The 23,274-nt window shown below is 69.8% G+C and carries 20 protein-coding genes and 2 pseudogenes; 14 read left to right on the forward strand and 8 right to left on the reverse strand.

Annotated features, from left to right (window positions below; translation table 11 throughout):
• The first annotated feature begins 211 nt into the window (after nucleotides 1-211).
• From OG747_RS51880 to OG747_RS51905, 6 genes are read left to right on the forward strand one after another with little or no spacing between them, the layout of a single operon-like run.
• Nucleotides 212-1,669, forward strand: a complete 1,458-nt coding sequence (locus OG747_RS51880) for a recombinase XerD (protein WP_331765223.1) — start codon at nucleotides 212-214, stop codon at nucleotides 1,667-1,669.
• A complete protein-coding gene (locus OG747_RS51885; RefSeq protein WP_331765224.1) occupies nucleotides 1,669-3,459 on the forward strand; it encodes a hypothetical protein in 1,791 nt (596 codons plus the stop codon). Before OG747_RS51880 ends, OG747_RS51885 begins: the two co-directional genes overlap by 1 nt.
• Nucleotides 3,356-4,321 (forward strand): hypothetical protein, encoded by a 966-nt coding sequence (locus tag OG747_RS51890; protein ID WP_331765225.1) that lies wholly within the window; start codon nucleotides 3,356-3,358, stop codon nucleotides 4,319-4,321. The genes OG747_RS51885 and OG747_RS51890 overlap by 104 nt, the downstream gene beginning before the upstream one ends.
• Nucleotides 4,321-4,722 carry a hypothetical protein gene (locus OG747_RS51895; RefSeq protein WP_331743110.1) on the forward strand — a complete coding sequence of 134 codons (402 nt, stop codon included), beginning with the start codon at nucleotides 4,321-4,323 and terminating at the stop codon, nucleotides 4,720-4,722. The genes OG747_RS51890 and OG747_RS51895 overlap by 1 nt, the downstream gene beginning before the upstream one ends.
• A 34-nt stretch (nucleotides 4,723-4,756) precedes the next feature.
• On the forward strand, nucleotides 4,757-5,575 hold the full coding sequence (locus OG747_RS51900; protein WP_331744949.1) for a transposase domain-containing protein: 819 nt from the start codon (nucleotides 4,757-4,759) through the stop codon (nucleotides 5,573-5,575).
• 12 nt (nucleotides 5,576-5,587) lie between these two features.
• A complete protein-coding gene (locus OG747_RS51905; RefSeq protein WP_331743107.1) occupies nucleotides 5,588-6,079 on the forward strand; it encodes a hypothetical protein in 492 nt (163 codons plus the stop codon).
• A 23-nt stretch (nucleotides 6,080-6,102) separates the two neighbouring features.
• On the opposite strand, the gene OG747_RS51910 is transcribed toward OG747_RS51905, so the two are convergent.
• The 3 genes from OG747_RS51910 to OG747_RS51920 form a co-directional block, all read right to left on the reverse strand.
• A complete protein-coding gene (locus OG747_RS51910; protein ID WP_331743104.1) occupies nucleotides 6,103-6,504 on the reverse strand; it encodes a DNA-binding protein in 402 nt (133 codons plus the stop codon).
• Entirely contained in the window at nucleotides 6,501-6,749 is a 249-nt protein-coding gene (locus OG747_RS51915) for a hypothetical protein (protein WP_316771341.1), read from the reverse strand. Before OG747_RS51915 ends, OG747_RS51910 begins: the two co-directional genes overlap by 4 nt.
• 636 nt (nucleotides 6,750-7,385) lie before the next feature.
• On the reverse strand, nucleotides 7,386-8,366 hold the full coding sequence (locus OG747_RS51920; RefSeq protein WP_331743097.1) for a helix-turn-helix domain-containing protein: 981 nt from the start codon (nucleotides 8,364-8,366) through the stop codon (nucleotides 7,386-7,388).
• Nucleotides 8,367-8,493: 127 nt separating this feature from the next.
• Here OG747_RS51920 and OG747_RS51925 point away from each other — a divergent pair, with 127 nt between their 5' ends.
• The 3 genes from OG747_RS51925 (at nucleotide 8,494) to OG747_RS51935 (ending at nucleotide 10,876) form a co-directional block, all read left to right on the forward strand.
• Nucleotides 8,494-9,459 carry an NADP-dependent oxidoreductase gene (locus OG747_RS51925; protein WP_331765410.1) on the forward strand — a complete coding sequence of 322 codons (966 nt, stop codon included), beginning with the start codon at nucleotides 8,494-8,496 and terminating at the stop codon, nucleotides 9,457-9,459.
• Between the two features lie 30 nt (nucleotides 9,460-9,489).
• On the forward strand, nucleotides 9,490-9,810 hold the full coding sequence (locus OG747_RS51930) for an NIPSNAP family protein (protein ID WP_331743093.1): 321 nt from the start codon (nucleotides 9,490-9,492) through the stop codon (nucleotides 9,808-9,810).
• Between the two features lie 79 nt (nucleotides 9,811-9,889).
• Nucleotides 9,890-10,876, forward strand: a complete 987-nt coding sequence (locus OG747_RS51935; protein ID WP_331743090.1) for an SMP-30/gluconolactonase/LRE family protein — start codon at nucleotides 9,890-9,892, stop codon at nucleotides 10,874-10,876.
• Between the two features lie 242 nt (nucleotides 10,877-11,118).
• Here OG747_RS51935 and OG747_RS51940 read toward each other — a convergent pair.
• Nucleotides 11,119-11,960 (reverse strand): annotated as a pseudogene (locus tag OG747_RS51940) (transposase family protein).
• Between the two features lie 493 nt (nucleotides 11,961-12,453).
• On the opposite strand from OG747_RS51940, the gene OG747_RS51945 reads away from it, so the two are divergent.
• From OG747_RS51945 to OG747_RS51955, 3 genes are all read left to right on the forward strand, one after another.
• Nucleotides 12,454-12,645, forward strand: a complete 192-nt coding sequence (locus OG747_RS51945; protein WP_405886436.1) for a hypothetical protein — start codon at nucleotides 12,454-12,456, stop codon at nucleotides 12,643-12,645.
• A gap of 227 nt (nucleotides 12,646-12,872) precedes the next feature.
• On the forward strand, nucleotides 12,873-15,071 hold the full coding sequence (locus OG747_RS51950; RefSeq protein WP_331765226.1) for a zinc ribbon domain-containing protein: 2,199 nt from the start codon (nucleotides 12,873-12,875) through the stop codon (nucleotides 15,069-15,071).
• Between the two features lie 346 nt (nucleotides 15,072-15,417).
• On the forward strand, nucleotides 15,418-16,542 hold the full coding sequence (locus OG747_RS51955; RefSeq protein WP_331743084.1) for a DUF6011 domain-containing protein: 1,125 nt from the start codon (nucleotides 15,418-15,420) through the stop codon (nucleotides 16,540-16,542).
• Between the two features lie 169 nt (nucleotides 16,543-16,711).
• Here the strand turns inward: OG747_RS51955 and OG747_RS51960 are convergent, their stop codons facing one another.
• The 3 genes from OG747_RS51960 to OG747_RS51970 form a co-directional block, all read right to left on the reverse strand.
• Entirely contained in the window at nucleotides 16,712-17,614 is a 903-nt protein-coding gene (locus OG747_RS51960; RefSeq protein ID WP_331743081.1) for a hypothetical protein, read from the reverse strand.
• Between the two features lie 151 nt (nucleotides 17,615-17,765).
• A complete protein-coding gene (locus OG747_RS51965; RefSeq protein WP_331765227.1) occupies nucleotides 17,766-18,614 on the reverse strand; it encodes a hypothetical protein in 849 nt (282 codons plus the stop codon).
• Between the two features lie 218 nt (nucleotides 18,615-18,832).
• Nucleotides 18,833-20,089 carry an MFS transporter gene (locus OG747_RS51970; protein WP_331765228.1) on the reverse strand — a complete coding sequence of 419 codons (1,257 nt, stop codon included), beginning with the start codon at nucleotides 20,087-20,089 and terminating at the stop codon, nucleotides 18,833-18,835.
• 129 nt (nucleotides 20,090-20,218) lie between these two features.
• On the opposite strand from OG747_RS51970, the gene OG747_RS51975 reads away from it, so the two are divergent.
• Nucleotides 20,219-21,103 (forward strand): winged helix-turn-helix transcriptional regulator, encoded by an 885-nt coding sequence (locus OG747_RS51975; RefSeq protein WP_331765229.1) that lies wholly within the window; start codon nucleotides 20,219-20,221, stop codon nucleotides 21,101-21,103.
• Nucleotides 21,104-21,324: 221 nt separating this feature from the next.
• Here OG747_RS51975 and OG747_RS51980 read toward each other — a convergent pair.
• Nucleotides 21,325-21,663: pseudogene (locus OG747_RS51980) on the reverse strand (IS3 family transposase); the annotation flags it as partial.
• 581 nt (nucleotides 21,664-22,244) lie between these two features.
• On the opposite strand from OG747_RS51980, the gene OG747_RS51985 reads away from it, so the two are divergent.
• Nucleotides 22,245-23,228, forward strand: coding sequence for a helix-turn-helix transcriptional regulator (locus OG747_RS51985; protein ID WP_331765231.1), 984 nt, complete (start codon nucleotides 22,245-22,247; stop codon nucleotides 23,226-23,228).
• Nucleotides 23,229-23,274: the final 46 nt, after the last annotated feature.

Consider the following 23,274-nt stretch of genomic DNA (forward strand, 5'->3'; position numbering starts at 1 on the left):
GGAGTCCTGGACCCCCGGCCGCTGCCAGGACATCGCCGTCCGGGCCGGCCCCTTCGTTGAGCGCGCCCACCCGCGCCCGGGTGACGACCACGGGCCCGATTATGCAAAGGAAGTCCAGATGTCTCAGTAGCGATTCATGAGTGACATGAGGCCCCAGGTGCGGCTGTTAGCTTCCTGGTCCCTGGATGTCTCATGAGCATGGTGGTACTGGGTGGACTACTTCTTTGTCTCACGCAGCAAGGTGCGCCGCCTTTACGAGGCGCCTCCCGGCGTCGACCTCGACGCGATGGCGTACGTGTCTCGGCCGGGTGCGCTGAAGGAGGGCACTCCATTCTTCTTCGACTCACAGATGCGCCCGGCGGAGCCACTGGTCTCGTTCTTCCTTGAGATGGCGAAGACCTTGAAGGCGAAGTCGCTGCAGGACTACACGTACGACGCTCTCGACTTGACCGAGTACCTGGAGAACGAGCTTGACCCGCCGGTCGACCTGTTGTCGGTGATCGAGGAAGACCTCGTGGCGTACCGGGAGGACTGCACCGAGCACCGCGAGTCGCCCGATGCACCGGCGACATGGAAGCGGCGCCGCGCCATGATCAACGGCTTCTACGGGTGGGCCGAAGACCAGAAGCTGATCGACAAGCGCCCGTACTTCCGCCGCCGCAACGGCCGCGACGTGCTGTCCTGGGGTGCGACCACTCAGCTGGACGTGCGTCATCTGACCTGGCGGCAGTGGAACTTCCTCAAGCAGGTGGGGCTGCGCGGCTGTCTGCCCGACGGCCGCGTGGACCGTGCGTTTCGGGGGCACTCCCCGCTGCGCAACAGCGCGGCACCGGAGCTGGCGATCACGACGGGGATGCGGTTGCAGGAGTTCAGCTGTCTGCTGGACATCGAGGTTGGGCCGCCGCGCCGGGATGGTTCCCCGGCGGAGGTGGCGCTGCAGGCGATCGCGAAGTACGGGTTGCCCCGCACGGTGACCGTCCAGGATGCGACGCTGCGGGAGCTGGACATGTACCGGCGCACCGAGAGGGCTGCGCAGGTCCGGGCCGCGGCGAAGGCGCTGTGGCGGCGCCGCGAGGAGCTGTTCATCGTCGACGACATCGACCTTCGGCGGATGAAGCTGCGCGGAAAGCTCGATGGTCGGAGCCGTACCTTCCGCGTCGAGAGCATGAACGCCGACAGGCGCCGCCTCGCCGTCATCGAGGGTGATCACGGACTTGAACCGATGGCTCTGTTCGTCGGCCGCGGCGGCAGGATGCCGACCAGGCAGCGGTGGGAGCAGATATTCGACGAGGCGCACCTGCGCGCGCTGCGGCTGAGCGAGGAGTGCAAGGTCGGCTTCGTCATGCCGCGCGAGGTTCGGATCCACGACACTCGGCACACCTTTGCCGTCTATATACTGCGGTTGCTGACCAAGCTGATCCTCCAGGAGGAAGCCGAGGAGTACCTGGCCGGCGGGCACACTGGCTACCTGACGGACCACATCTCGCGAAATCCCCTGCTGATCCTGCAGGCCCTGTTGGGCCACCGGAGCCCAAGCTCGACTTTGCGGTACCTGCGGTACATGCGCGACACCAACGCGCTGGTCGCGAAGGCGATCGCGGAGTGGAACAACCGGGACGCCACGTACGCTGACTACGCAGCCGCGATCGCCGAACAGAGGGCAGCCTGATGCCCCGCCGCGGCGAGCGCAAGCAGCGCGTGCGCAGCAGCGCCCCGGAGCCGACGCCCGCCCGGGAGCCGGACCACATCGGGATCCGAACCCTGACCTGGACACGCCGGGGCGTGAAGGCCAGGCGCACCGTGGATCCGGCGAAGTACCGGTGCAGAACCCTGGCGGCGCAGCTGGCCGACGAGTGGATCACGTACACCCGCGCGATGGCGCGGACCGATGGTGGCGTCGATCTGGCCCAGGCGGTGCGTAGCTTCGCCAAGTTCGTCGACAGGCATCTGCCCACTCTCGGCATGGACCCGGCGGACGTCCGCCTGGACGGCCACGAAGTGGATTTTGTCGAGGTCATCCACGCGTGGGAGGAAGACCTGCGGCAACAGCACGGACTGCGCTCCAACTCCCCTCATGTGAAGACCAACAGCCTGCTGACGCTGATCGAGCAGCGCGCGCTGAAGGACACGGGCATACCGCAGGCGCTGAGACTGCGTGCCCAGGCCCCGCCCGCCTACCCGCCGCAGAGGAGCGAGCCGCTGGACGAGTTCTCCAACGCCGAGCGGATCGCTCTGCGGGACGCGGCTCGTGGTGCCGTCCGGGCTCTCGAGGCGCGTCTCGCCCGGGGCCGGGCATTGCTGGCCCGCGGTGTCGATCCCCGCGAGGGCGGGTGGCACGTGCCGGAGAACCTTGTGTGGGCGGCGACCCGCCCTGGGCTGCTGATCGTGGAGGTGCTCGAGCCGCAGTTCCCTCAGAACGTGCTGAGCTGGCCGGAGCCGGTGAAGGCGCTGCTGCCGACCGGGCCCGACGGCACCCTCCTCAAACGAGGTTTCCGCTATCTCGTTGCCGAACTGAGCGCGCTGCTGTTCCCGACCGAGATGGACCTCCAGGCGTTCCGGGTGCTTTTGCTGCTGGGCATGAGCGATACGAGCCCGGAAGAACTCCACGGCCTGAAGCTGCCCGACATCGAGTTCACCGACGGCGGCGTGCGCCTGGTCCAGCGTAAAAGCCGTGCCCACCGGGTCCGCGCAGACCTGCACCCCGACCCCGGCCCGGAGGAGGAGACGGCGACGGAGTTCGCCGGGGACGGAGCCTGGGGCGTGCCGGGCCTGCTGCGCCGGCTCCTTGCAGCCACCGAGCTGTCCCGGAAGGTCTTCCCCGATGCCGAGCCCTGGCTGTTCCTGGCGGTGGAACGACGCCACAGGGGTGTTCTAGACGCGGAAGTCGCCCAGTTCAAGAACCGCGAACGACGCTTCGGCAGCTGGATCGCCCAGCAGCGCGACGCCGCAGGGAAACCCCTGGACATCTCCAGGCCTTTCGAGATCCGGCGACTGCGTAAGACGACCAAGGTCGTACGTGCGGTCGCGCTCGGCGGCACGGTGAGTGATCTGGCGGGAGATGACCACCACGTCGAGGTGTACCGCATGCACTACGCGCACGGCACGACCGCGCACATCCTGGCCGGCCGGGCGATCAACCGGGCCCAGAAGTGGGTCTTCGAGCGCATGAGTACGGCCGCGCGCCCGGTGCTCGTCACCGAGGAGGCCGAGAAGCATCTGGAGGAGCCCGAGGTCGCCGAAGACCTCGGGCTGGACACCGGGCAGGCCAGGGCCATGCGGTCGGGGGAGTTGGACATGGGCCTGGTCAACTGCCGCAACCCGTACGCCTCGCCGCACCGCAAGGACACCAAGGTCTGTGGTACGTACCTACTTCGGCTCCCCGGCCATCGTCTCCCGCAAGACCAAGATGGACCCGGCGCGCCCGGAATTGCACTGGTGGGTCATCGAGCCGGTCGCTGAGGCTCTCACGGTCCTCGAGGAGCTGTCCTGGCACTCCACGCACCTGTTCGTGGCGCTGGCGCCGCCCACCGGAAAGCAGAACCACACCGAGCCCGAAATCCAATCCGAGGCCGAGATCGACTTCTTCATCAACGGCGTCAACACCATCGCCCACCAGCGTGGCCTGGCCAAGATTCCGCCCTCGCACGTCCGCTCGCACATGTTCCGCAAGACCATGTCGCAGCTCGCCGGACGTGAACCCGACTCGGAGATCGCGCTCGGCCTCCAGCTCAAGCACGCCGCGCGCCGGGCGTTCGCCAACCGCACCACCCAGGCGTACGCACAGATGGACTCGAGCTGGGCCAAGGAGTTCGACACCGAACTGCAGCAGGCCGCCGCCCGGAAACTCGTGGATCTGTTGCGTGGCCGCCGCCAGGGTGAGCGCGTCGCGGTCGGCCCTGGCGCCGCCCGGCTCCACGACGGCCTCGACAAGGTCATCGCCACCATCGACAACGATCCACAGCTACGGGCGCAGATCGCCGACGAACGGGTCGAAGAAGCCCTGCTCGCCGACGAGTTCCCCAACCTCCACCTGGGCACCGTCAACCACTGCATGTTCGACGCCCCGCAGGCCGAGTGCCAGGACGAGCTCCCTGAGGACCAGCGCGGGCTGGCCCCGCTGATCGGCGCCTGCCAGCCGGCCCGCTGCCGCGACTCGACCATCACCCGTGCCCACGCCCCGTACTGGGCCGCGGAAGAGGACGACCTGACCGCATTGTCCAAGGACCCGCGGTTGTCGCCCCCGAACCGCGAGGCGGTCTTCATCCGTCTCGCCGACGTCCAGCGCATCACCCGCGCGCTCGAAGAGGAAGGCACCGCCTGATGCCGGTATCCGCAGCGTCCGCCGAGAAACTGAGAGCGGCTATGGCCCGGCTGCTGGCCGGCAAGCCCCTGCACACTAACGGCGCGCTCACCAAGGAGAACCTCGCCCGCGAAGCACAGGTCAGCCACGCAACGGTGCACCGCGCCGAAGACATCCTCGCCGAGTGGGACGCGCAGGTCGCCCGCCCCGTGCTGCGCACACCCGGCGAGGTTCAGCGTGACGAGACGATCGCCGAGCTCCGCAAGCAGCTGCGCGAGGCGAAGGCGCAAGCCGCCGAGAAACAGGGAAAGCTCGACGCCCTCGCCACGGTGACGGCGAACCTCTACGCGGAGAACCTCGCACTGAAGAAACGACTCGGACGCAAGGGAGTGGCGGTCCTGCACACCGAAGATCACGAATAGCCGGCCTCGCCAACACCGTTGCGTTTGGATCTTGATGGACTTCGCCCTGGTGGACGCGGTGCTGGAGGAGACCGGGACGCGGGAGAGACGGCTGAGGCTGCTGCCCTCGCGGGTGGTGGTGTATTTCGTCCTCGCTTTGGGCCTGTTCGAGCATGACTCGTACCGCACCGTGTGGGGCAGGCTGGTGGCGGGCCTGGAGGGACTGGCTCTGGTGCGGCCGGCGGTCTCATCGCTGTCCCGGGCCCGGCGGCGGATAGGGGTCACGCCGCTGCGGTGCCTGTTCGAGACCCTCGCTGGGCCCGTCGCTCACCGCAGCCAGGCCGGCGCCTTCTGGCGGGGTTTGCGGACAGCAGCCGTCGACGGGACCCTGTTGCACACGCCCGACGAACCGGCGATCACCTGGCGCTACCTGAAACGTGCCGGTGACCGTCTGGAATTCGGCTACCCGCTGCTGAGGCTCGTGGTGCTGGTCGAGTGCGGCACCCGTGCCGTCCTGGCCGCCGCGTTCGGCCCTGAGAGTGACGGCGAACTGACGTATGCCGGGCGCCTGTTGAGTGCGCTGGACCGCACGATGCTCCTGCTGGCCGATGCCGGTTTCGACGCGAACGAGTTCGCAGCAGATGTCCAGGCCACCGGCGCGCAGTTCCTGGTGCGTTCCTCCGCGCGTCGGGTGCCCACCCCCGCCGGGCACCTGCCGGACGGCTCCTACCTGGCCCGGATCGGCTACGGCGTCCTGCCTGCCCTGCTGACCGTCCGCGTCATCGAGGCCGACGTCACCGTCACCCTGGCCGACGGCACTGTGCGTCGCGAACAGTGGCGCCTGCTCACCAGCCTCCTGGACTCCGCTCGCTAACCCGCCACCGAGTTGATCACTCTCTATCACGAGCGGTGGCAGAGCGAGACGACGTATTTCTCGATCAAGGCCACGATGCTCGACGGCCGGCTCCTGCGCTCGCGCAGCCTCGAGGGCATCGACCAGGAGGTCTACGCCCTGCTCACCACCTACCAGGCACTCATCCGCGCCGCTGCCGACACCGCCTGCACCCGGCCCGGCCTGGACATGGACCGCATCAGCTTCACCGTCCTGCTCAGCTCTGCCGCCGACACAGTCGTCAGCGCGACCGGGATCCTGTCCCCGGCCGGACCCACCGATCTCACCGGCACCATCGGCCGGGCCGTCCTCGACGCCCTACACCCCACCCGCCGCCGGCACCGCATCAAGCCCCGCACTCGCAAGAACCCCACCAGCAAGTACGGACCGAACGCCGGACAACACCCCACGACCAGCCAGAACTACACCGTCCGCACCACCGTCACGTTCTTCGAACACGGACTCGCGAACCGCTCACGGAGGTAAACGCAACGGTGTTGATGTCGCAGTCATAGCCTGATCATCCGGACCTTGCTGCCGCACAGCCGGGTCATGTCATCGACATCCGACGTGAGGATGGCGACCGGGCCAGGCTGACGCAAGGCCACTTCGGCAACGGTGGCGTCGATCGCGTACTTGTGTCCATGCAGACCGGCGCCCTTGAGCAGTTGTACCGCCGCCTTGGCCGCCGCCTCCGTGACCGGCTCCACCTTGACCCGGGAGAGCGCCCATTGCAGTCGGGGCAGGTTCACCCTGGCGTGGCTCACCTCCACGATGGTGTTGGCGCCGACGACAAGGTCCGCTCCCATGTCGTGGAACACCTGGAACATCGCCAGAACCTTCCGGTCCTGCGCCACCCAGGCCGACAGTCCCTCACCGTCCAGGACGACAGTCTCAATATGCCCGCTCACGCGGCGCTCGCGCCGCCGGCGGCCGGCGTGGTACCGAAGATCCGCGCCCGCGCCTCGGCCAGCTCTTCCTCACTGAAGGCCCCGTGCTCGTCTGTGTGGCTGCGCAGGTCGGCCCCCAGAAGCTGGTGCCGGATCTGTCTGGCGACCGCTTCGGCCACGTAGCCGGAAATGTTGTCCGTGATCTTCTTCAGCTCCGCCACCTGCTCGGTGGGGAGTGTCACCGTGATGCGTGTGGTGTCAGCCATAGCGGCAAGCATACTGCGGTATGCGCACCACGTGCTCTTTGTTTCCCGCAGCCGGTCCGGTCAGCGTACCGCGCTCACCGCGGCCTGGTCGCAGAACGGTGAGTAAGGAGGCGATTCCCCCGCTGACCAGGAACCACGAGCAGAAGCTGGACACACTCACGCTGCTCCACTTCCGTGGTTGCAGTTCTGGTTGCATTCACCGGCGTACAGCACCGTTCAGGACCCCCGCCGGGACCAGCTGCACCGCAGGTCAGGACGTTGCCGTACGGCCCAGAACCCCCAGACGAACATGTGGAAAGCGTGTTGGGGGCAACCCCTCACGAGTTCGAATCTCGTATCCTCCGCAGCCGCCTGAACAGGCAAAACGAAGGGCCCCGCCGGTCACCAGCAGGGCGCTTCGTCGTTGTCCTCAGCGGCCGTTGTCCTGGTTTTTGTCCAGCTCGCCCAGGATCAGCGAAGCCTGTTGTCCGCCACCGCGGCACCGTGGCTAGAGACGGGTGAGTGGCCGCCATGGCCAACGTCCAGCACCGGATCCGCCGGGTGAGCGCCACGAGTCTCGCGCCTTCCTCTGCGTGGGTCACTTGATGCGCCGGGCGATTGGTGGGGTGTTGTCGCGGCCATGGCCCGGCTGGGTGGTCACTGTGCCGTCATAAGCTCCGGTGCGTTGTGGGCGCGACGGTAGGCCAGTGGTGACAGGCCCAGGTGCGTGTGGAAGTGCTTGCGCAGGGCGACGGGGTCGCCGAAGCCGGAGGCGGTGGCGATCCGTGCGACGGTCAGGTCGGTGGATTCCAGCAGCAGGCGCGCGTGCGCCAGCCGTCGGTGTGCCAGCCACTTCAGTGGGCTGCTGCCCACCTCGCTGCGGAAGCGCCGGGTGAAGGTGCGCACGCTCATGTGCGCGTGCCGGGCCATGTCCTCCAGTGTGATCGGCTGGGCCAGCCGGTCCAGCGCCCACTGGCGGGTCGCCGAGGTGGAGCGGTCGGTGTCCTGCGGTACCGGGTGCTCGATGAACTGCGCCTGGCCGCCCTCGCGCCATGGCGCCACCACGCAGCGCCGCGCGGCGGCCGAGGCCACCGCCGCTCCGTGGTCCAGACGGACCAGGTGCAGGCACAGGTCGATGCCGGCGGCTCCGCCGGCGGACGTCAGGATGCGTCCGTTGTCGACGAACAGCACGTCCGGATCGACCTCGATGTCGGGGAACAGCCGCGCCAGTTCGTCGCACAGCGTCCAGTGTGTGGTGGCCCGGACGCCGTCCAGCAGACCGGCCGCCGCGAGCAGGAAGGCCGAGGTGCACAGGCTGACGATGCGGGTCCGCGGCCCGATCCGGTCCAGCGCCGCGGCGAGTTCCCCGGGAAGCGCGCCGGTCGCGAGCAGGTCCTCGCCGGGCTCCTGAGTGGCGAGGACGACGGTGTCCGCGCTCTCCAGCACCGACTCGTCGTGGTCGACGACGATCCGGTAGTCCTCGTGCGTGCGCACCGGCCGGCCGCCGAGGGAGAAGGTGACGACGGAGTACAGAGGAGTCCCGTCCGGCTTACGGGCCTCGTTGAACACCCGGGCCGGGATGCCCAGATCCAGCGGCAGGACTCCGTCGAGGGCGAGAACAGCGACACGATGCGACATGGCCGGAATGGTACGACAGGTGGCCCTCCGGCCACTAACCCGCCTTGGCAAGCACACACCACTCTTTGTGTAGCGGGGACGCGGTCCCCGCTGAAGGAAGAGCAAGACGGACATGAGCGAGGGCACCATGAGCGAGAACACCATGCGGGCGGTCACCATCAGCGAGTTCGGCGGAGCGGAGGTGCTGACCGTCGAGGAGGTCGCGCGCCCCGAGCCGCTGCCGACCGAGGTGCTGGTGCGGGTGCACGCCGCCGGGATCAACCCGGTGGACTGGAAGACCCGCGAGGGTCAGGGAATGGCGGGGCTGCAGACGCTCCCGCTGATCCTCGGCTGGGACGTCTCCGGCGTCGTCGAGAAGGTCGGCTTCGGCGTCACCACCCTGAAGGTCGGCGACGAGGTGTACGGCATGCCGTGGTTCCCGCGCGCCGCCGGCGGCTACGCCGAGTACGTGACCGCACCGGCCCGCCAGTGGGCCCGCAAGCCGGCCACCCTCGACCACGCGCACGCGGCCGCCGTGCCGCTGGCGGCGCTGACCGCCTGGCAGACCGTGGTCGACACCGCCCGCGTCCAGGCCGGCCAGCGCGTCCTGATCACGGCCGCCGCCGGCGGAGTGGGCCATTTCGCGGTCCAGTTCGCCCGGCACCTGGGCGCCCACGTGATCGCCACCGCCAGCGCCGCCCGCCACCCCTGGCTCAAGGAACTCGGCGCCGACGAGACCATCGACTACACCACCACGCGCTTCGAGGACGTCGTCAAGGACGTCGACGTCGTCATCGACCTGGTGGGCGACGCCCACGACAACACGAGCACCCGCTCGCTGAAGGTCCTGCGCCCGGGCGGCCTGCTGGTCGCCGTACCGTCCGGTGTCTCCCCGGACCTGGCCCAGGCCGCCGAGGCGGCCGGCGTGCGCCTCACTGCATACCTGGTCGAGCCGGACGGTCCCGCGCTGACCACGATCGCAGGCCTGATCGACGCCGGTGAGGTCGCCGTCGAGGTGGAGGAGATCTTCCCGCTGGAGCAGGTCGGCACGGCCCAGGCACACGTCCAGGCCGGCCGCACCCGCGGCAAGGTCGTCCTCACCGTGACCGACTGACCATCCCTGCAAACAGTCAGGAGCAGCACCGTGTACTACGAGATCCGCCGCTACCGGGCGCAGCCCGGGCGCCGCGAGGAGTGGGTGCGCTACATGGAGGACGTGGTCATCCCGTTCCAGGCCTCGCTGGGCATGGACGTGACCGCCTCCTTCGTCGACGCCGAGGACGAGGACGGCTACGTGTGGATCCGCCGGTTCGAGGACGAGGCCCAGAGCGAGGCCCTGTACGCGGCCGTGTACGAGCACGACCGCTGGAAAAACGAGATCGGTCCGGTCGTCTACGACCTGCTGATCCCCGAGAAGTCCGTCATCACCCGTGTGGTCCCCACCCCGGCCTCACCCCTGCGATGACCCGGCTCACGGCCGCTTCATCCGCCACCGCACAGCACCGCACAGCGCAGCACAACAGCGAAGAGAAAGAACCCAGCCCATGAGCAAGAGACTCAACCTCGCTGCGGCCGTAGCTGCCGTAGCGGCCGTCTTCGTGTCGGCCCCCTACGCGTCGGCCGCCGGGGGGCGGGAACACCCCAAGCCGGTAGTCACCGCCGTCAAGACCGTCGCCCCGTTCGACTGGTCCGCCGGGGAGGTACCGGAGAACATCACCGTCAACCCGGACAGCACGCTCACTGTCTCCATGCTGGGCAGCTACGCCGGCAAGCGGCCGGAACTGGTCCGGCTGAGCGCCAACGGGCAGCACAAGACTGTGCTGGTGACCGGCGTCCTCGGTGACGGCTTCACCGGGAACACCCGTGGCAGCGACGGGACCATCTACTACAACGTGTGGTCCAAGGACGCCTCGCGCGCAGGAGTGTGGAAGCTGCCCCCGGGCGGCCACCCCAGCCGCGTCGCGGCCCTGCCCGCGGATGGCCTGCCGAACGGGCTCGCGATCGACCCTGCCGGACACACGCTCTACGTCTCCGACAGCCTCAAGGGCACGATCTGGGCCGTCCCGGTCGCAGGGGGCCAAGCCAGGGCGTGGCTGACCGACCAGGCTCTCGCGCCGGACCCGACGGCTTCGCTGAAGTTCGGCGTGAACGGGCTGCGCTACCACAACGGGGCGGTGTGGGTCACGAACTTCGACACGGGCACCCTGCTGCGGATTCCCGTGACCGCTGCCGGGAAGCCGGGCTGCATCCACCAGGTGACCGATGGTGAGGTGGGCATTGACGACTTCAACTTCCTGTCCTCCCGCTCCGACATTGTGTTCGTCGCGGTGAACACGCAGAACAAGGTGGACATGGTCTACCCGAACGGCACCAAGGTCACCGTGCTCACTGCGGCCGACGGGCTGGCCAGCCCCACCGCCACCGCCGTGCGCGGCACCGAGCTGTACATCACCGACGCCTCGCTTGCCGCCCCGCACCACGCGCAGCTGCAGGGTGGCCGGATCAACCTCGCGAGGTTGCAGGGCAGCTGACCGTGCAGCGCCGGAGCCACGGCCTCACACTTCGCCGCTCCCCGGCCTCGCCGGGGGGCGGCGTCGGCGTGCCGTCCGCACGCCGACCGAGCGCGGACACCGCCAGGGCTGTTGCCGCCAAGGGCGGCAACGCGATGAAGACCCGCCTGGCCTGCGGGGAGAAACACGGCAGGAAGCGGATGGCCACCCTGGGAGCCGTCTACGACGCCGAGCCCGCGCCGCGCTCTGGTCGTGACCTGTCTTCAGGTGGTGGCGCGGTCGGAGACGAGGCTGGCGATGGCGCGGTAGGTGTCGGGCAGACGGTCGCGGCGGTGGGTCCAGGGCGTCAGCTGCTTCCAGCGTTTGTGGTCGGCGAGGGCGTGTTCGATGCTGATGCGGTCGGAGGAGTGTTCGTGGCGTCGCGTTCCCACTGCTGGATTCTGCCGGGCAGTGCTCCCGGACGCGGTTTTCGTGGCGGTGTGATCGCTTGCCCGCGGTGGCGGCGGCGCAGGCCGAGGTAGCCGTCGTCCAGGAGGACCACGACGTCGGGGAAGTGCTGGAAGCAGACGGCGATGCCCTCGTTGCGGGCGGCCGTGGCATCGTGCATACGACCAGGCCGCAGGGTGTCGGTCCACAACGTCCGGCCCCGCCAGTCAGCAATGACAGTGGCCTTCATGGTGTTCTGTTTCCTCTTCCCGGAAACGAATGCGCGCCGTCCGCCGCGGCCAGCCGCTGGCCGGCGGACCTGGATCTCGGTGGCGTCCAGCCGCAGCTCGGTGCCCTCGGCCTGGGCATAGGCGAACACGTCGGCCAGAGTCCGTAATCGCAGACCGGGGCGGTCGGGGACCGCGCACCTCCGCTCGGCCAGGAGCGTACGTATCTCTGCAATCGCACGGGTGATGGTGGAGCGGTCGACGCCGAACAGCAGGCCCAGTGCCGAGTGCGGCAGGTCGTGCCGCCGATGGATCAGCGTGGCCACCACCCGGTCGACGAAGACCAACTGGTGGCGGGCACCGGCTCCCGCGGCCCGCTTCCTGGTCCCGCCTCGTGCAGCACGGCGACGACCCTCGACCGTTTCGGCGGGTGTGCCGGAGCCGACGTCCATACATGTGGACGAGCGGCTGAGGTGAAGTTTCCACGCGCCTGGACAACACAGCCCGCTACACCGACAGATGACCTTGTACCTGCACGCGCTTTATCCACAGGTCCGTACTCCTAGGTTGATCCAGAAGGTCTTCGCGATCACGCGGGGCGTGATTTCAGGAGGCGGACATGCATGCCGACGCGACAACACCAAGTATTCGTAGGTCGGGCCCGAAGGTCACGAACGAGCAACGGATCCCGGTTATCGCTGAGACACTCGGCTGCGCGGCCCGTACTGGATCATCCGCGGGCTCCACCTGTGTGTTGATGAGACAGGAGGGGGCCTGAGACATGCGAGCTGTTCATAACTCCGACGTGATCGCCGTCGCCCTGCAACACCCCTGCGGCTCGTACGCGCCCTACGGCGACCGCTACCGGCGGCTGGGCCGGCTGCGCTGCGAGACGACCACGATCCTCGGTGCGTGGAACCCGGCGTCCTTCTGGAGAAGTCACTCATGCGTCCCTTCCTCCAGAAGGTGCCCGCCATCGAGGACGATGATCCGGTCGGCGGCGCGGGTGGAGCCGAGCCGGTGGGTGATCAGGACAACCGTGCGGTGGCCATCGCGACCAGGTCGCGGGAGGCGCCCGCCCTGCCCAGGCGCGAGGGTCTTCAACTGTTGGGTGTTTGGCTTGAGCGGGCTGGTTGATGCTATTTCGTGTCATCGGTGCGGATCCTCAGGATCTGCCACTGCTTTCATCCTGGCTGGTTAGGGTTTCCTCGGCTTTGAGAGATGCGGGTGTTCCCCGTCTCGTCCTCGTCGGATGCCGACGATCGTGGTCTTCCCGTACCTTCCCGGCCTTCCCGCACCCTCGGGGTGCGGGAAGGCCGTGTCTTTGTGTGATGGTCGGTCGTCAGGCCGATCGGAGTGCCGGGATGCGGCCGCTGCTGAAGATGACCGGACGCGTGCGGGAAAGCGGGGTGGCGGGCATGGCCAGGCTGATGGCGACGGCCACGTGCACCGCGTTCTCCGGTGTGCTGGAGGGCAGTGGTGAGCGGGTCGGGCAGCGGGTGTTGCTGGAACGGGTGGGTTTTCTGGCGGAGTTGAGCCAGACGCTGACGGGTGCTCTGGTGGCTGCCCGGTGGGATGAGGATTCCCTGGATGTGCTGGCCGCCGGGGTGGATGAGCGGGGCGAGGCGCTGCCGTCCAAGGGGTGGATGGCGCTGCGCCGCTTGAACTGGCCCCAGGATGTGCCGTCCCCGGCGGGGGTGTACGTCTCGGACCGGGTCCGCCGGGGCGTGGAGGAGTACGCGGCCCGCACGCTGCGGCTGGCCCTGCACCGGCGCGGCATCGTGGCCGCGGTCCTGGCCACCTGGCCGGATGATCCGCGGCGGCGCACCGAGGCGGAGTGGACGGCACTGCGAAAGCTGTTGCCCGCCGGGGTGAGTGGTGCGGAGATCCGCAACCGCACCCGCCAGGTGCGTGCATACGTATCCGAGCATGGGCAGTTGCCCGCCGGGCTGTGCGTCCTGGAGGGCCCGCCCCGGGTGGCTGGGCAGGTGTTGCTGGCGGCGATGGACCGCCAGCAGGTCACCCTGGCCCGGGTGGACGAGGTCACCGCCCGGCTGCGGGTCAAACTCCCCCTGCGCGCCGCCCCGGCCACGGGGCGGGACTGGGCCTGGCACGTGATCGACATCCGGCTGCCCGGCACCGTCACGGCGGACGCGGTGCTGCACACTCCGACCTTGCGCACCACCCGCACGGGCCGGATCGCCGTCGACCTGCCACACTCCCGGCCCGCCCCAGCCACCAAGACGAGCGGGCATACCGTGGCACTCGGTTTCGACTGGGGTGTCAACACCCTGCTCACCGGCGTCCTGGGCCGCCTGACCGGCCAGGGCCCGGCCAGGCGGGTGGTCACCGACGGCCGTCCCCTGGTCTTCGACGCCACCACGGTCAGTGCCGCCCTGCACCGGCTGCGCGGCCACCGCGAGCACCTCGCCGCCAAGCGTGACCACTACCGGGCGCTGGCCGACGGGCTCGGCTCCCCGCACCCGGCCTGGGGCGAACACCTCGACCGGGCCCGGGTGCTGGAAGCCGAGCATGTGCGGGTGTGTGCCCGGATCCGGCAGCTGAATGCCGCGCTGGCCTGGGCGGCGGCCCGCTGGGCCGTCGACCAGGCGGCAGCGCTCGACGCGAGCGTCATCTACCTCGAAGACCTCACCACCCTGGAAGCCCGCGGCCACCGCAAGGGCAACGCCCGGCTGTCCGGGCAGGTCCGCGGCACGGTGGCCGAGGCGATGCGGCACCTGGGAGCGAAGGCGGGGATCGCGGTGGTCACCGTCCCGGCCCGGGGCACCTCCACACTGTGCCCCGGCTGCCTGAACACCCTCACCCACCACCCCGCCCCCGACCGACTCGCCGAACGCGGCTGGAAGTGGGCACACTGCGCGGGCTGCGGGCTGTCGATGGACCGGGATCACGCCGCCGCCCGCCGGATCGTCTCCCGCGGCCTGCTCGCCCAGACCCACACCCTCACCGACCGCACCACCGGCGCCCGGACCATCCGCACCACCGTGGACGGCACCGTGCGCCTGGTGAGGCGCCCGAAGAAGGCCACCCGCCGCCTGCGCCGACTGCGCCGCGCCGAGACGGCCCCACCCCGCCCGGCCGGGCCGAAGGCCACCCCGGGCAAGGGGCACCCCACGCCCAGCAGGCCCACCGGCCCCCGGTACCAGTCCGCCCGGCGTGCTGCCCCGGCACAGGCCCCGGGCCCGACGACTTCCCGCCGTATGCCCGATGCGCGTACGGTCCCCGCCACCACCCCCACCTCGGGGGCAGTCCAGCGTCCGGCGGGGCATGACACCACGACACCAGCCCTGTCCGGGCAGGTGCCAGGTCATGGAGTACCCGCACCCCACCGGCCGGAAGACCTTCTTCCAGTCGGCCGGATGCGGCTCTCGAACAGAACCTGCCGGCGGCGCACCCGCGCCGCCGAGCGGACCGGCTTCCACCACCTGCACGCCACCGAGGTCCACCCCCTCACCCCGAGGTTCGGACCACCGGACGGCGACCGCACACGGCCACGCCGCGCCCGAAAAGCCTGGAAACCACAGGCACACACAGAGTTCTAGAGACGCTGAACCCACTGCGCATGCATGTCGCGCAGCACATCGCCGAGCCTGCCCCGCCCACGCGGGACTGCGCCGACGCCCCGCCGCCCAGCGACGGAGGGGCTTCCCCGCACCCTCTCCGGAGCGGATCGGCCGGCACGTGCTCCGGAGCGTTCCGTGTTCGACAGCACATTCCATACGACGGACGCCTCGGCCTGTCCGGAGCCGACGTGCGCCGGCCTGCGGGACCGACGGCTCCACTACTGACCGCCTGTCCACCCGTCAGTGTTTGTGCCGGTACTGTCCTCCTACCCTCACGTGTCCGGCCTTCCGGGGCCGGGCACGGCGCGACGAAAGGAGCCTGGCGTTGGGCTGGGTCGGCGGGTACTACCGCAAGGACGGTACCTATGTGCAAGGCCACTCCCGCAGAGGCGCGAACGAGGGTGACGGCGGAGAGGGGCTGATCCTGCTGGTGCTCCTCGCCATCCTCGTGCTCCCTGCCATGGGCGTCGGCTGGCTGGTCACCAAGAGGTGGGGCAAGACCGCTGGCCGCCTGTCCGGTCTAGCGACGGCACAGTGGTGCGTGCTGCTGGTTCTCACGCAGATGACCACGCCCAGCTGTCCTGACGCGCTCCCCGACGGCACCTTTCCGCCGTGCGTCGACGTGAAGGACGGTCTCGCGCCGCATGGCTTCGCCTTCCTGATAGCCCTGGTGTTGACCGCCTGCTCGATAGTCGCGGTCCTCGTTTACCGGAGCCAGTACACAAGTTGGGTCGCCAGCCCCGGCGATTACTTCCGCGCCGAGGCATACTTCGCGGTGCAGGAGGAGTGCTACCGGGAGTGGGCCGAAGCAGTAGACGCGCTGGAGAGGCGTCTACGCCAGGCGTGGCCACATGCCGCGTCGGAAGCCCATATGCAGACCATTCAGGCCGTCGTCGCACTGCACTCCAGCCTGCGCGGAACCCTGGAGCGCACCCGGGACACCCAAGCAGCCCTCGCCGCGCGCATATCGGCCCCCGTGATCAACCGCATCCAGCTCCTGGCGCCGTACCCCAACCACGCCGACGAGGTGGCCCTGACCAACTGGCTGATCACCAACCCCACTTGCCAGATCCTGCGCGACGCCGGAGCCGAACCTGAGCTGCAGAAGCTCGTTGACGCCATCAACGCCAACGAGCACCGGTTGTGCTACGCCGATTCGAGCTACCAAGGCGCGATGACGTCGTTCCATCCGCCGGGGCTGCGCGCAGGACTCGGCCCCGACATCCGGCCGCCGCTGCCCGCCCATGTGGAACTGCCTCCGCGACTCTGGGCCCCTGAGCTGCAGACGTTCGTCTCGCCGCCACTTGCGCAGTATCGGCCCGCGCCCGCGCTGTTCGCCGACCACGGCATGCCGCGCCTGCACACCAACTGCCTCGACTGTGGCCGACCGCTGTCTGACTACGACTCCATGGTGCGCGGCTTCGGCCCCACGTGCTGGAACCGCATCTAGACGACCAAGATTAATGCTCCGCAAACGGGGGTGATCTACTGCGCCCAGTCCCAGGCGGTGGCGCGAGGCTGGGCGCCGATCTCGGACATGAACGAGTCGGTGCCGTCCGCCGGAACCGGGTTCTGCTTGGTGGCCGGCTCGGGCGCGCACACCTGTCAGTACAGGGTCCCTACCCGCCCGCAAGACGTGCCGCCAGGTCCATGGCCTCCTGGGTGAGTTTGATGTGCAGGCCGACGCTGTCCTGCGTGGCGACCCGGGTAAAGCTGCCCTCATGCCACCAGAACACCGAGGGGCTCAGCGCGCCCGGTGACTCCTCGAAGCCCACTGCAGCGAACCGGGCCATGGCATGGAGTGAGGGGGCCACGCTCCTGTCGCGGACGACGTGGAAGACGAGTTGATGCCGGTGCGGCAGCGCGACCAGGATTCCGTCCGGAGCCGGCGCGTCCTTGGTGTAGCGGCGTACGACCTCGTCGAGGACCAGGGCGAGGCTCGCGATGAAGTACGAGCCTCCCATCAGCACGTCGAAGTGGGAGCCGTCCTTGTCCCTGACCACCTTGTGCTTGCCGACGCGGACGGCCCGGAGGTTCTGGAACGCGCGGTCCCGAAGGGCCGTGATGTCACCCAGATCGGAGAGGGAGTCCGCGGTAAGCATGTCGACGGTTTCCGGGAGGTCGAGCGCCAGCACCTCCAACAGCCCCGGCACCGATTGGGGACCGTACCCGAAGGCCTTCAGGAGCGCGGGATCGCTGGGAATGAAGCGGGGGTAGAGCTGGGCCAGGAGCCGTTCGTGCGGCAGGGCCCTGAGAGCCTGCGGCCCATCCATCGAACGCATGACCCGGTCGACATGTTCGTCTACCAGCGTCCGCCAGCACCGAGGGCCGCGGCTGTCCTGGTGGCACACCGCCGCGAGATTGGAGAGGCCGAAGCGCCAACCCGAGTCCGTGGTCACGCGTCCCGGTTCGACCGTTACCTCGATGCCGCGCTCCGCGAAGGCCTCGCGGACAAAGGTGCGCAACCGGGCAGCCTCCGCCTCGGACAGGAACGCGAACTCCCCGTCGCGAGGTGTGTCCACCCCCTCACGACGCTCTCCGCGCCGAAATATCCCCACCGGGCCCCCATCGTTCGAAGATTTGGAGCATAGCCGCTACAGCCCCGGCGCCGTCTTCAGACGTTCGCGCCCGACAGGACCCAACCACATGACATGACGAGCGAACCGGACCAGATCATCTGAGATTGGGGCCACGTCGACTGAGACGGGACACCTGCTGTCTCTTCTCAGTGAAATTACAGTAGCGGGCACCGGTGATGTCGAGCCGGTCGGCGATCAGGTGCCGACAGGCGCCCTCGATCACCCCGGTAGCGATTGGCCAGCCCGCTTCGAGTGCCCGGTCGTAACGGAGGAAGGACTCCTTGCCGGTCGGGCAGCGGATGCACACCTCGGCGCCGTGACGCCGGGTGGGTGTCAACTGCGCGGCCCAATCCTGCCGTTCGACCGACTCAGTCACTTGGCGGGTACCGCCGGCGAGGATCGTCAGGGCGGGGACGGCGGCCCAGTACTCGGCGGCGGGATCACCAGTGTCGTGGAACGCCCATACGGCCTGCCAGAAATGCTCCAGGACGTGGACGTGGACGTGGACGAGGTAGAGGTCGAGGTCGAGGTCGAGGTCGATGACGATGTGGATGGTGATGCCCCGCAGGACGGCTTCGCTCTGGATGAGGTCGAGTTGATGGCGGGCATGGGCACCGTCGACGAGCACGATCCAGGGCCGCTGGTGGCCGGGGTCGCGGGCTTCGGCCCGGTCGAAGACGTCTTTGACGACGGTGGCGGCATCGTGCAGGACCGATCCGTGCAGCCACTTCGCAGTGGCCTTCGGGCCGGGCCGGGGTGTGCGGGCTGCCGTGGCGTCCGCCCGGGCGGGGGCACGTCGTGTGGACGCCGGGGGCGGGTTCAGCGTCGTGGACCGCGGCCAGGGCGGCCATGCGTTTGCGGCCGCTCTTCTCGCCGGAGGCGAGCCGGGTGCGGAAGAGCCCGAGGCGGGCGGCGGCCTTCTGCGTCGTAGGCCGCAGGGCATCGGGCCGCATCACGATGCCTTTGCCGTCGGCCGAGAGCACCAGCAGCGTGTTGGCGGTGCACGGTGCGGGGATGCGGGCCCGGTAGAAGGCATCGATATCCACCGCGGCCTGGACGAGCAGGTCCTCGACCTGCCGTTTGCCGATCACCGGCCCGCAGCGGCGCATGAGCGCCGCCGGCGCGGTGTCGAACGAGGAGCACGCCGACTCCAGGACCGCGTCAGGCGAAGTCCCGGCGGCGGCCCACCGGGACCGCGAGCAGGTACAGCGGCGGCAGGAGCGCGGCTGTGCACACCGTCCACAGGGCCGCGTGCGTCCCCGCGTACGTGGCGAGCAGGCCGGCGGTGAGGGCGCCGAGCGGCTGGGCGCCCCAGGAGATGAAGCGGACGGTGGCCATGACACGGGAGAGGAGCTCAGGCGGGGACTCGGTCTGGCGATGTGTGCGGGTGGTGATCGACCCGATGACGACGCCGAAGGCGAAGCCGGCGTTGCCCAGGGCGAACCAGTATGCGTCGGCTGCGGACGTGGTCAGCGGGGCCAGCAGGGCGGCAGCGCCGCCGGCCAGCGCGGTCCCGACGAGCCCCCGGGCTGTGCCGAACCGCCGGGTCAGTCGGACCGCCACGGCGGATCCGGCGAGCGCGCCGACTCCGTCCATGGCGAGCACCATGCCGAGTTGTACGGGCGTCAGTCCGGCCTCACGGACCAGGTAGAGGGGTGTGAGGGCGACCAGGGCGGCGCAGACGAAGTTGGTGGCGGTGGCCCAGAGCATGCAGGGCAGCATCACTGGGTGCCGCGTCACGTACGTCCAGCCCTCGCGGATCAGCCGGAGGGTGCCGTCGCCGGTGCGGGCGGCGGGTCGGCGCTCGGGGAGGGTGCGCAACAGCACGGCGGAGAGCAGGTAGCTGGCTGTGTCCACGAGGAGCGCGCCGACCGGGCCTGCGGCGTGCACGAGGAGGCCGCCCCCGGAGGGCCCTCCGGTCTCGGTGACGGCGTGTGTGCCGGACATCAGGCTGTTGCGGTCGGCGAGCTGCCGGGCCGGGACGATGGCGGGCAGAAAGGTCGAGTTGCCGATGTCGAAGAGTACGGTCGCGGCGCCGGTGACCAGCGCGGCGAGCAACAGGTGCGGGTAGCTGAGCCGGTCGAGCCACCAGGCGAGCGGGAGGGATCCGACGGTGACGAACCGTACGAGATCGAGGGTGACCTGGAGGCGGCGGAGCGGGACGCGCTGGGCGATCACTCCGGCCGGGAGGCTGAGCAGCAGCCAGGAGATCTGTCCGGCGGCGGCGAGCAGGGCGGCCTGGAGCGCGGTGGCGTCGAGGACTGTGAGGGCGACCAGGGGCAGAGCGAGGGCGGTGACGGCGGTGCCCGCGTTGCTGACGGTGGCAGCGGCCCAGTAGCGCCAGAAGACGGCCGGGGGCGAGGTCGCGTGGTGGGTGCTGCGGCGATCGTGCTCCGGGACCGTCGGCGTCTCGCTCATACTGCGTCCATCCTCCCGTGAGTCTCTTATGGGAACTTACTTCATGCGATTGAGTTCCTATCCGGAACTGACCTCATGGCGCAAGATGGTTTCAAAGACTGGACGCTGTATCCGCAAGACAGGAGACCCATGGTCAGGTCGGTGCCCGAGCGGGACGCCGCCTGTGCGATCGCGCAGGCGGCGGCGGTGGTCGGCGACTGGTGGAGCCTGCTCCTGGTTCGGGAGGCCGCACGCGGGCACCACCGGTTCGACGCGCTTCAGGAGGAGTTGGGGATCTCCCGGAAGGTGCTGACCGAGCGCCTTGCGCACCTGGTGGGGGCGGAGGTCTTGGAGAAGGTTCCGTACCAGAGTGGCCCGGTGCGGTACGAGTACCGGCTGACGGAGAGCGGGCGGGGGCTGCTGCCCGTGCTGCTCTCGATGCAGGACTGGGCGGACCGCTGGCTGCTCGGCGACGGCTCGCTGAGCGGCACGGCCGACGAGGAGAGTGCGGAGGCGCTGCGGGTGGCGGGCCTGGTGGGCGAGTCGCTGCCGCGCCTCGAACTGCCGGGGCACCGGGACGGTGAGCCGCTGGACCCGGTGGCCGAGGCTGCGGCCACCGTCCTGTTCTGCTACCCGGCGACCGGCCGCCCCGGCCCGCTACCGGACGGCTGGGCCGACATCCCGGGTGCCATCGGCTGCACGCTGGAAAACCGGCTGTTCAGGGACGCGTACGACGACTTCCGCATGGCGGGCGCCGAGGTGCGCGGCGTGAGCACTCAACGCCCGGACGAGCAGCGGGTGTTCGCGGTCGAGGAGGGCATCCCCTTCACCCTGCTCTCAGACGTCGACCTGCGCCTCGCCGCCGCTCTGCGGCTACCAGTGTTCCGCGCCGGGCAGGCACTGCGGCTGAAGCGGGCGGTGCTGGTGGTGGACCGCGAACGCGTGGTGCGCCAGGCGCGCTTCCCGGTGACGGACATCCCGGGGGCGGTGCGCGAGGCGCTGGCGGTGGTACGGCGGGTGGCGGCGGGGCGCTGAAGGGGGCGGGCGCGGGGATGGCTCCGGATATGCCCGCCGAGTCCGTCACGGCGACAGCCGCTCCCACCGTACCCTCATGTCCGTGTTGAGGGCGGTGGCCGCGGAGTGGTCCCGCGGGTCGGGGCCGTGCTGTTGGTGGAGACGGTCCGCAAGAGCGGTCTGGATACGGCGATATCGGCGGCGTTGGTGTCCCGCACCGTCAGGTGACGGCGCCTGCGGCGGGTGACACCGCGGATGTCGCGCTCGCGCATGATCCGCTCGACCTTCTTCCGGTTGATCGCATAGCCCTTGCGCCGCAGCGCGGCGTGTACACGCGGGGCACCGTAGGCACCGCGCGAGGTGGCGTGGATCTCCTGTATCTCCTCGACGAGTTCGTCCTCGGCCCGCTGTCGCGCGGCGGCGGCCGGTCGGGCGGCGAGCCAGGCGTAGTAACCGGCACGCGGAAGCTTCAGCACCCGGCACAGCAGCGCGACGCGGCGGCTTCCGCTGTCCGCTACCGAGGAGATCATCGAGCCGCGGCGCCGCCCGGCCTGCCGCCTTTGCACGGCTCGTCGGCACATCCGCGGTCTCGTCGTCCGCAGCACCCCACACCATGAAGGCGTCTGCCACCGGCACCACCGCTGGCTCCTCGGCGATGAACAGCACGACCTGACACGACTGCCAGAGGTCCTGCGGGCCAACCGGCACCGCCAGCGGATCGTCCGCCGAGGCTCCCACCCCTCCACCGCACTGGCCTACATCGACGCCCGCAACCGCCTGACCAGGTGGTTCACCAGAGAGAGCAGCACTGAGTTCCTTCGGCAGCGGTGGAACCGCCGACTCGACTTGCTGGGCCAGGACCCATTCGGCGATCCCCACCGTCCTTCCGAGGCCCGGATCGAGCTGGCCACCTACCCCCGCCCTCGCCGTCCGGCAAGCCGTCCCCTCCCGCGACACCCGGTCACGGCCCGGGAGTCCTGGCACGGACATCAGGGGACAAGCAACCCGGCGGTAGCTTCAGCTCAAAAGCCCCTGCCGTTGACCAGTGCGAGCACCGAAGGGCGAACATCAAGCGGCCATTGCGCAGGTGTGCTTCGCTGTTCCTGCGTACGCTGCGGTCTGACGCACTGTCGCTAAATCGGGTGAGACAGAGAGTGGTGCGATGCCGTCTGCGCGCAGGGAGCCGGATGCCGCTGCCGGGCCCGTGGAGCACTTCGCGTACGACTTACGGCGGCTGCGCGAGCAGGCGGGCTCGCCTGACTACCGGGCCATGGCCCGCCGGGCCGGGTGCGCGCACAGCACGCTTTCCACCGCTGCCTCCGGCCGCAAGCTCCCCACCTTGGAGGCCACGCTGGCCTTCGTGCGGGCGTGCGGCGCCGACACCGCGGAGCAGGCCCGTTGGGCGCGGCGGTGGAGGCAAGCCCGCGCGGCGCTGGACCACCCCCGGCCCACCGACCCCGCCACCGGTCCCGCACCGCTCCCGGCGGCGCAGGCACCTCCGCCGGAGGCCGACGGCGGCAGCGAGGTGCCGGTCCTCGCGACCCCGCCGCGCCGGGCCTGGCGGCTCTGGCGGAGCTCGGCCGCGATCGCCGGCGCTGCGGCGGTGGCCGGGCTCGGCGTCGCCGCCCTCCTCGGTTTCGGCACCCACCCTGCGGCCCGCGCCGTCGGCACACGGCCCGCCGTCCTCCGCAGTCCGACGGCCCTCCCCGCCGGTCGGCAGTCCACAGCCGCGTCCGTGGCCACGCCCGAGCCAGAGCGCCGCCATGGCCCTCTGGTCCTTGTGCCCGGCACCGTGGTGGACCTGGACTCCCGCACCCCCGACTGGGCTGTACGCACCGCCCCGGGCTCCGGTGACGACGACATCGAGTTCACCAGCAGCGACCACGTGCTCACCGGACTCGGCAATGCCGACATGGCCGTCCTTCCCTCCGGCGACGTCGGCACCTTCGACCAGTGCGCGCTCGAGCAGAACTACGGCGTCCAGCTCCGCGCCTCCGCCATCCGCCCCGGCGTGCTGCTGTGCGACATCACCACCCACGACAGGATCGCCCTGCTGCGCGTCACCAACGTCCAACGCGACGCCGACGGCACCCCGGACCAGGTCACCGTCGACGCCGTCGTCTGGACACGCCTACACAAGAACTGATCACGTGTGCACATGCCGAAGACGCGGGGGCGGGCTGCCGGTCCCG

Source organism: Streptomyces sp. NBC_01384 (assembly GCF_045040035.1).
In the GTDB taxonomy this organism is placed as follows: Bacteria; Actinomycetota; Actinomycetes; order Streptomycetales; family Streptomycetaceae; genus Streptomyces.

Bases quoted from the DNA above. Each gene is read 5' to 3' on its own strand.
- OG747_RS51885 (WP_331765224.1), top strand. From the start codon at position 1,669: ATGCCCCGCCGCGGCGAGCGCAAGCAGCGCGTGCGCAGCAGCGCCCCG.
- OG747_RS51895 (WP_331743110.1), top strand. From the start codon at position 4,321: ATGCCGGTATCCGCAGCGTCCGCCGAGAAACTGAGAGCGGCTATGGCC.
- OG747_RS51900 (WP_331744949.1), top strand. From the start codon at position 4,757: ATGGACTTCGCCCTGGTGGACGCGGTGCTGGAGGAGACCGGGACGCGG.
- OG747_RS51915 (WP_316771341.1), bottom strand. From the start codon at position 6,749: ATGGCTGACACCACACGCATCACGGTGACACTCCCCACCGAGCAGGTG.
- OG747_RS51920 (WP_331743097.1), bottom strand. From the start codon at position 8,366: ATGTCGCATCGTGTCGCTGTTCTCGCCCTCGACGGAGTCCTGCCGCTG.
- OG747_RS51925 (WP_331765410.1), top strand. From the start codon at position 8,494: ATGAGCGAGAACACCATGCGGGCGGTCACCATCAGCGAGTTCGGCGGA.
- OG747_RS51935 (WP_331743090.1), top strand. From the start codon at position 9,890: ATGAGCAAGAGACTCAACCTCGCTGCGGCCGTAGCTGCCGTAGCGGCC.
- OG747_RS51945 (WP_405886436.1), top strand. From the start codon at position 12,454: ATGCGTCCCTTCCTCCAGAAGGTGCCCGCCATCGAGGACGATGATCCG.
- OG747_RS51950 (WP_331765226.1), top strand. From the start codon at position 12,873: ATGCGGCCGCTGCTGAAGATGACCGGACGCGTGCGGGAAAGCGGGGTG.
- OG747_RS51965 (WP_331765227.1), bottom strand. From the start codon at position 18,614: ATGCCCTGCGGCCTACGACGCAGAAGGCCGCCGCCCGCCTCGGGCTCT.
- OG747_RS51970 (WP_331765228.1), bottom strand. From the start codon at position 20,089: ATGAGCGAGACGCCGACGGTCCCGGAGCACGATCGCCGCAGCACCCAC.
- OG747_RS51975 (WP_331765229.1), top strand. From the start codon at position 20,219: ATGGTCAGGTCGGTGCCCGAGCGGGACGCCGCCTGTGCGATCGCGCAG.
- OG747_RS51985 (WP_331765231.1), top strand. From the start codon at position 22,245: ATGCCGTCTGCGCGCAGGGAGCCGGATGCCGCTGCCGGGCCCGTGGAG.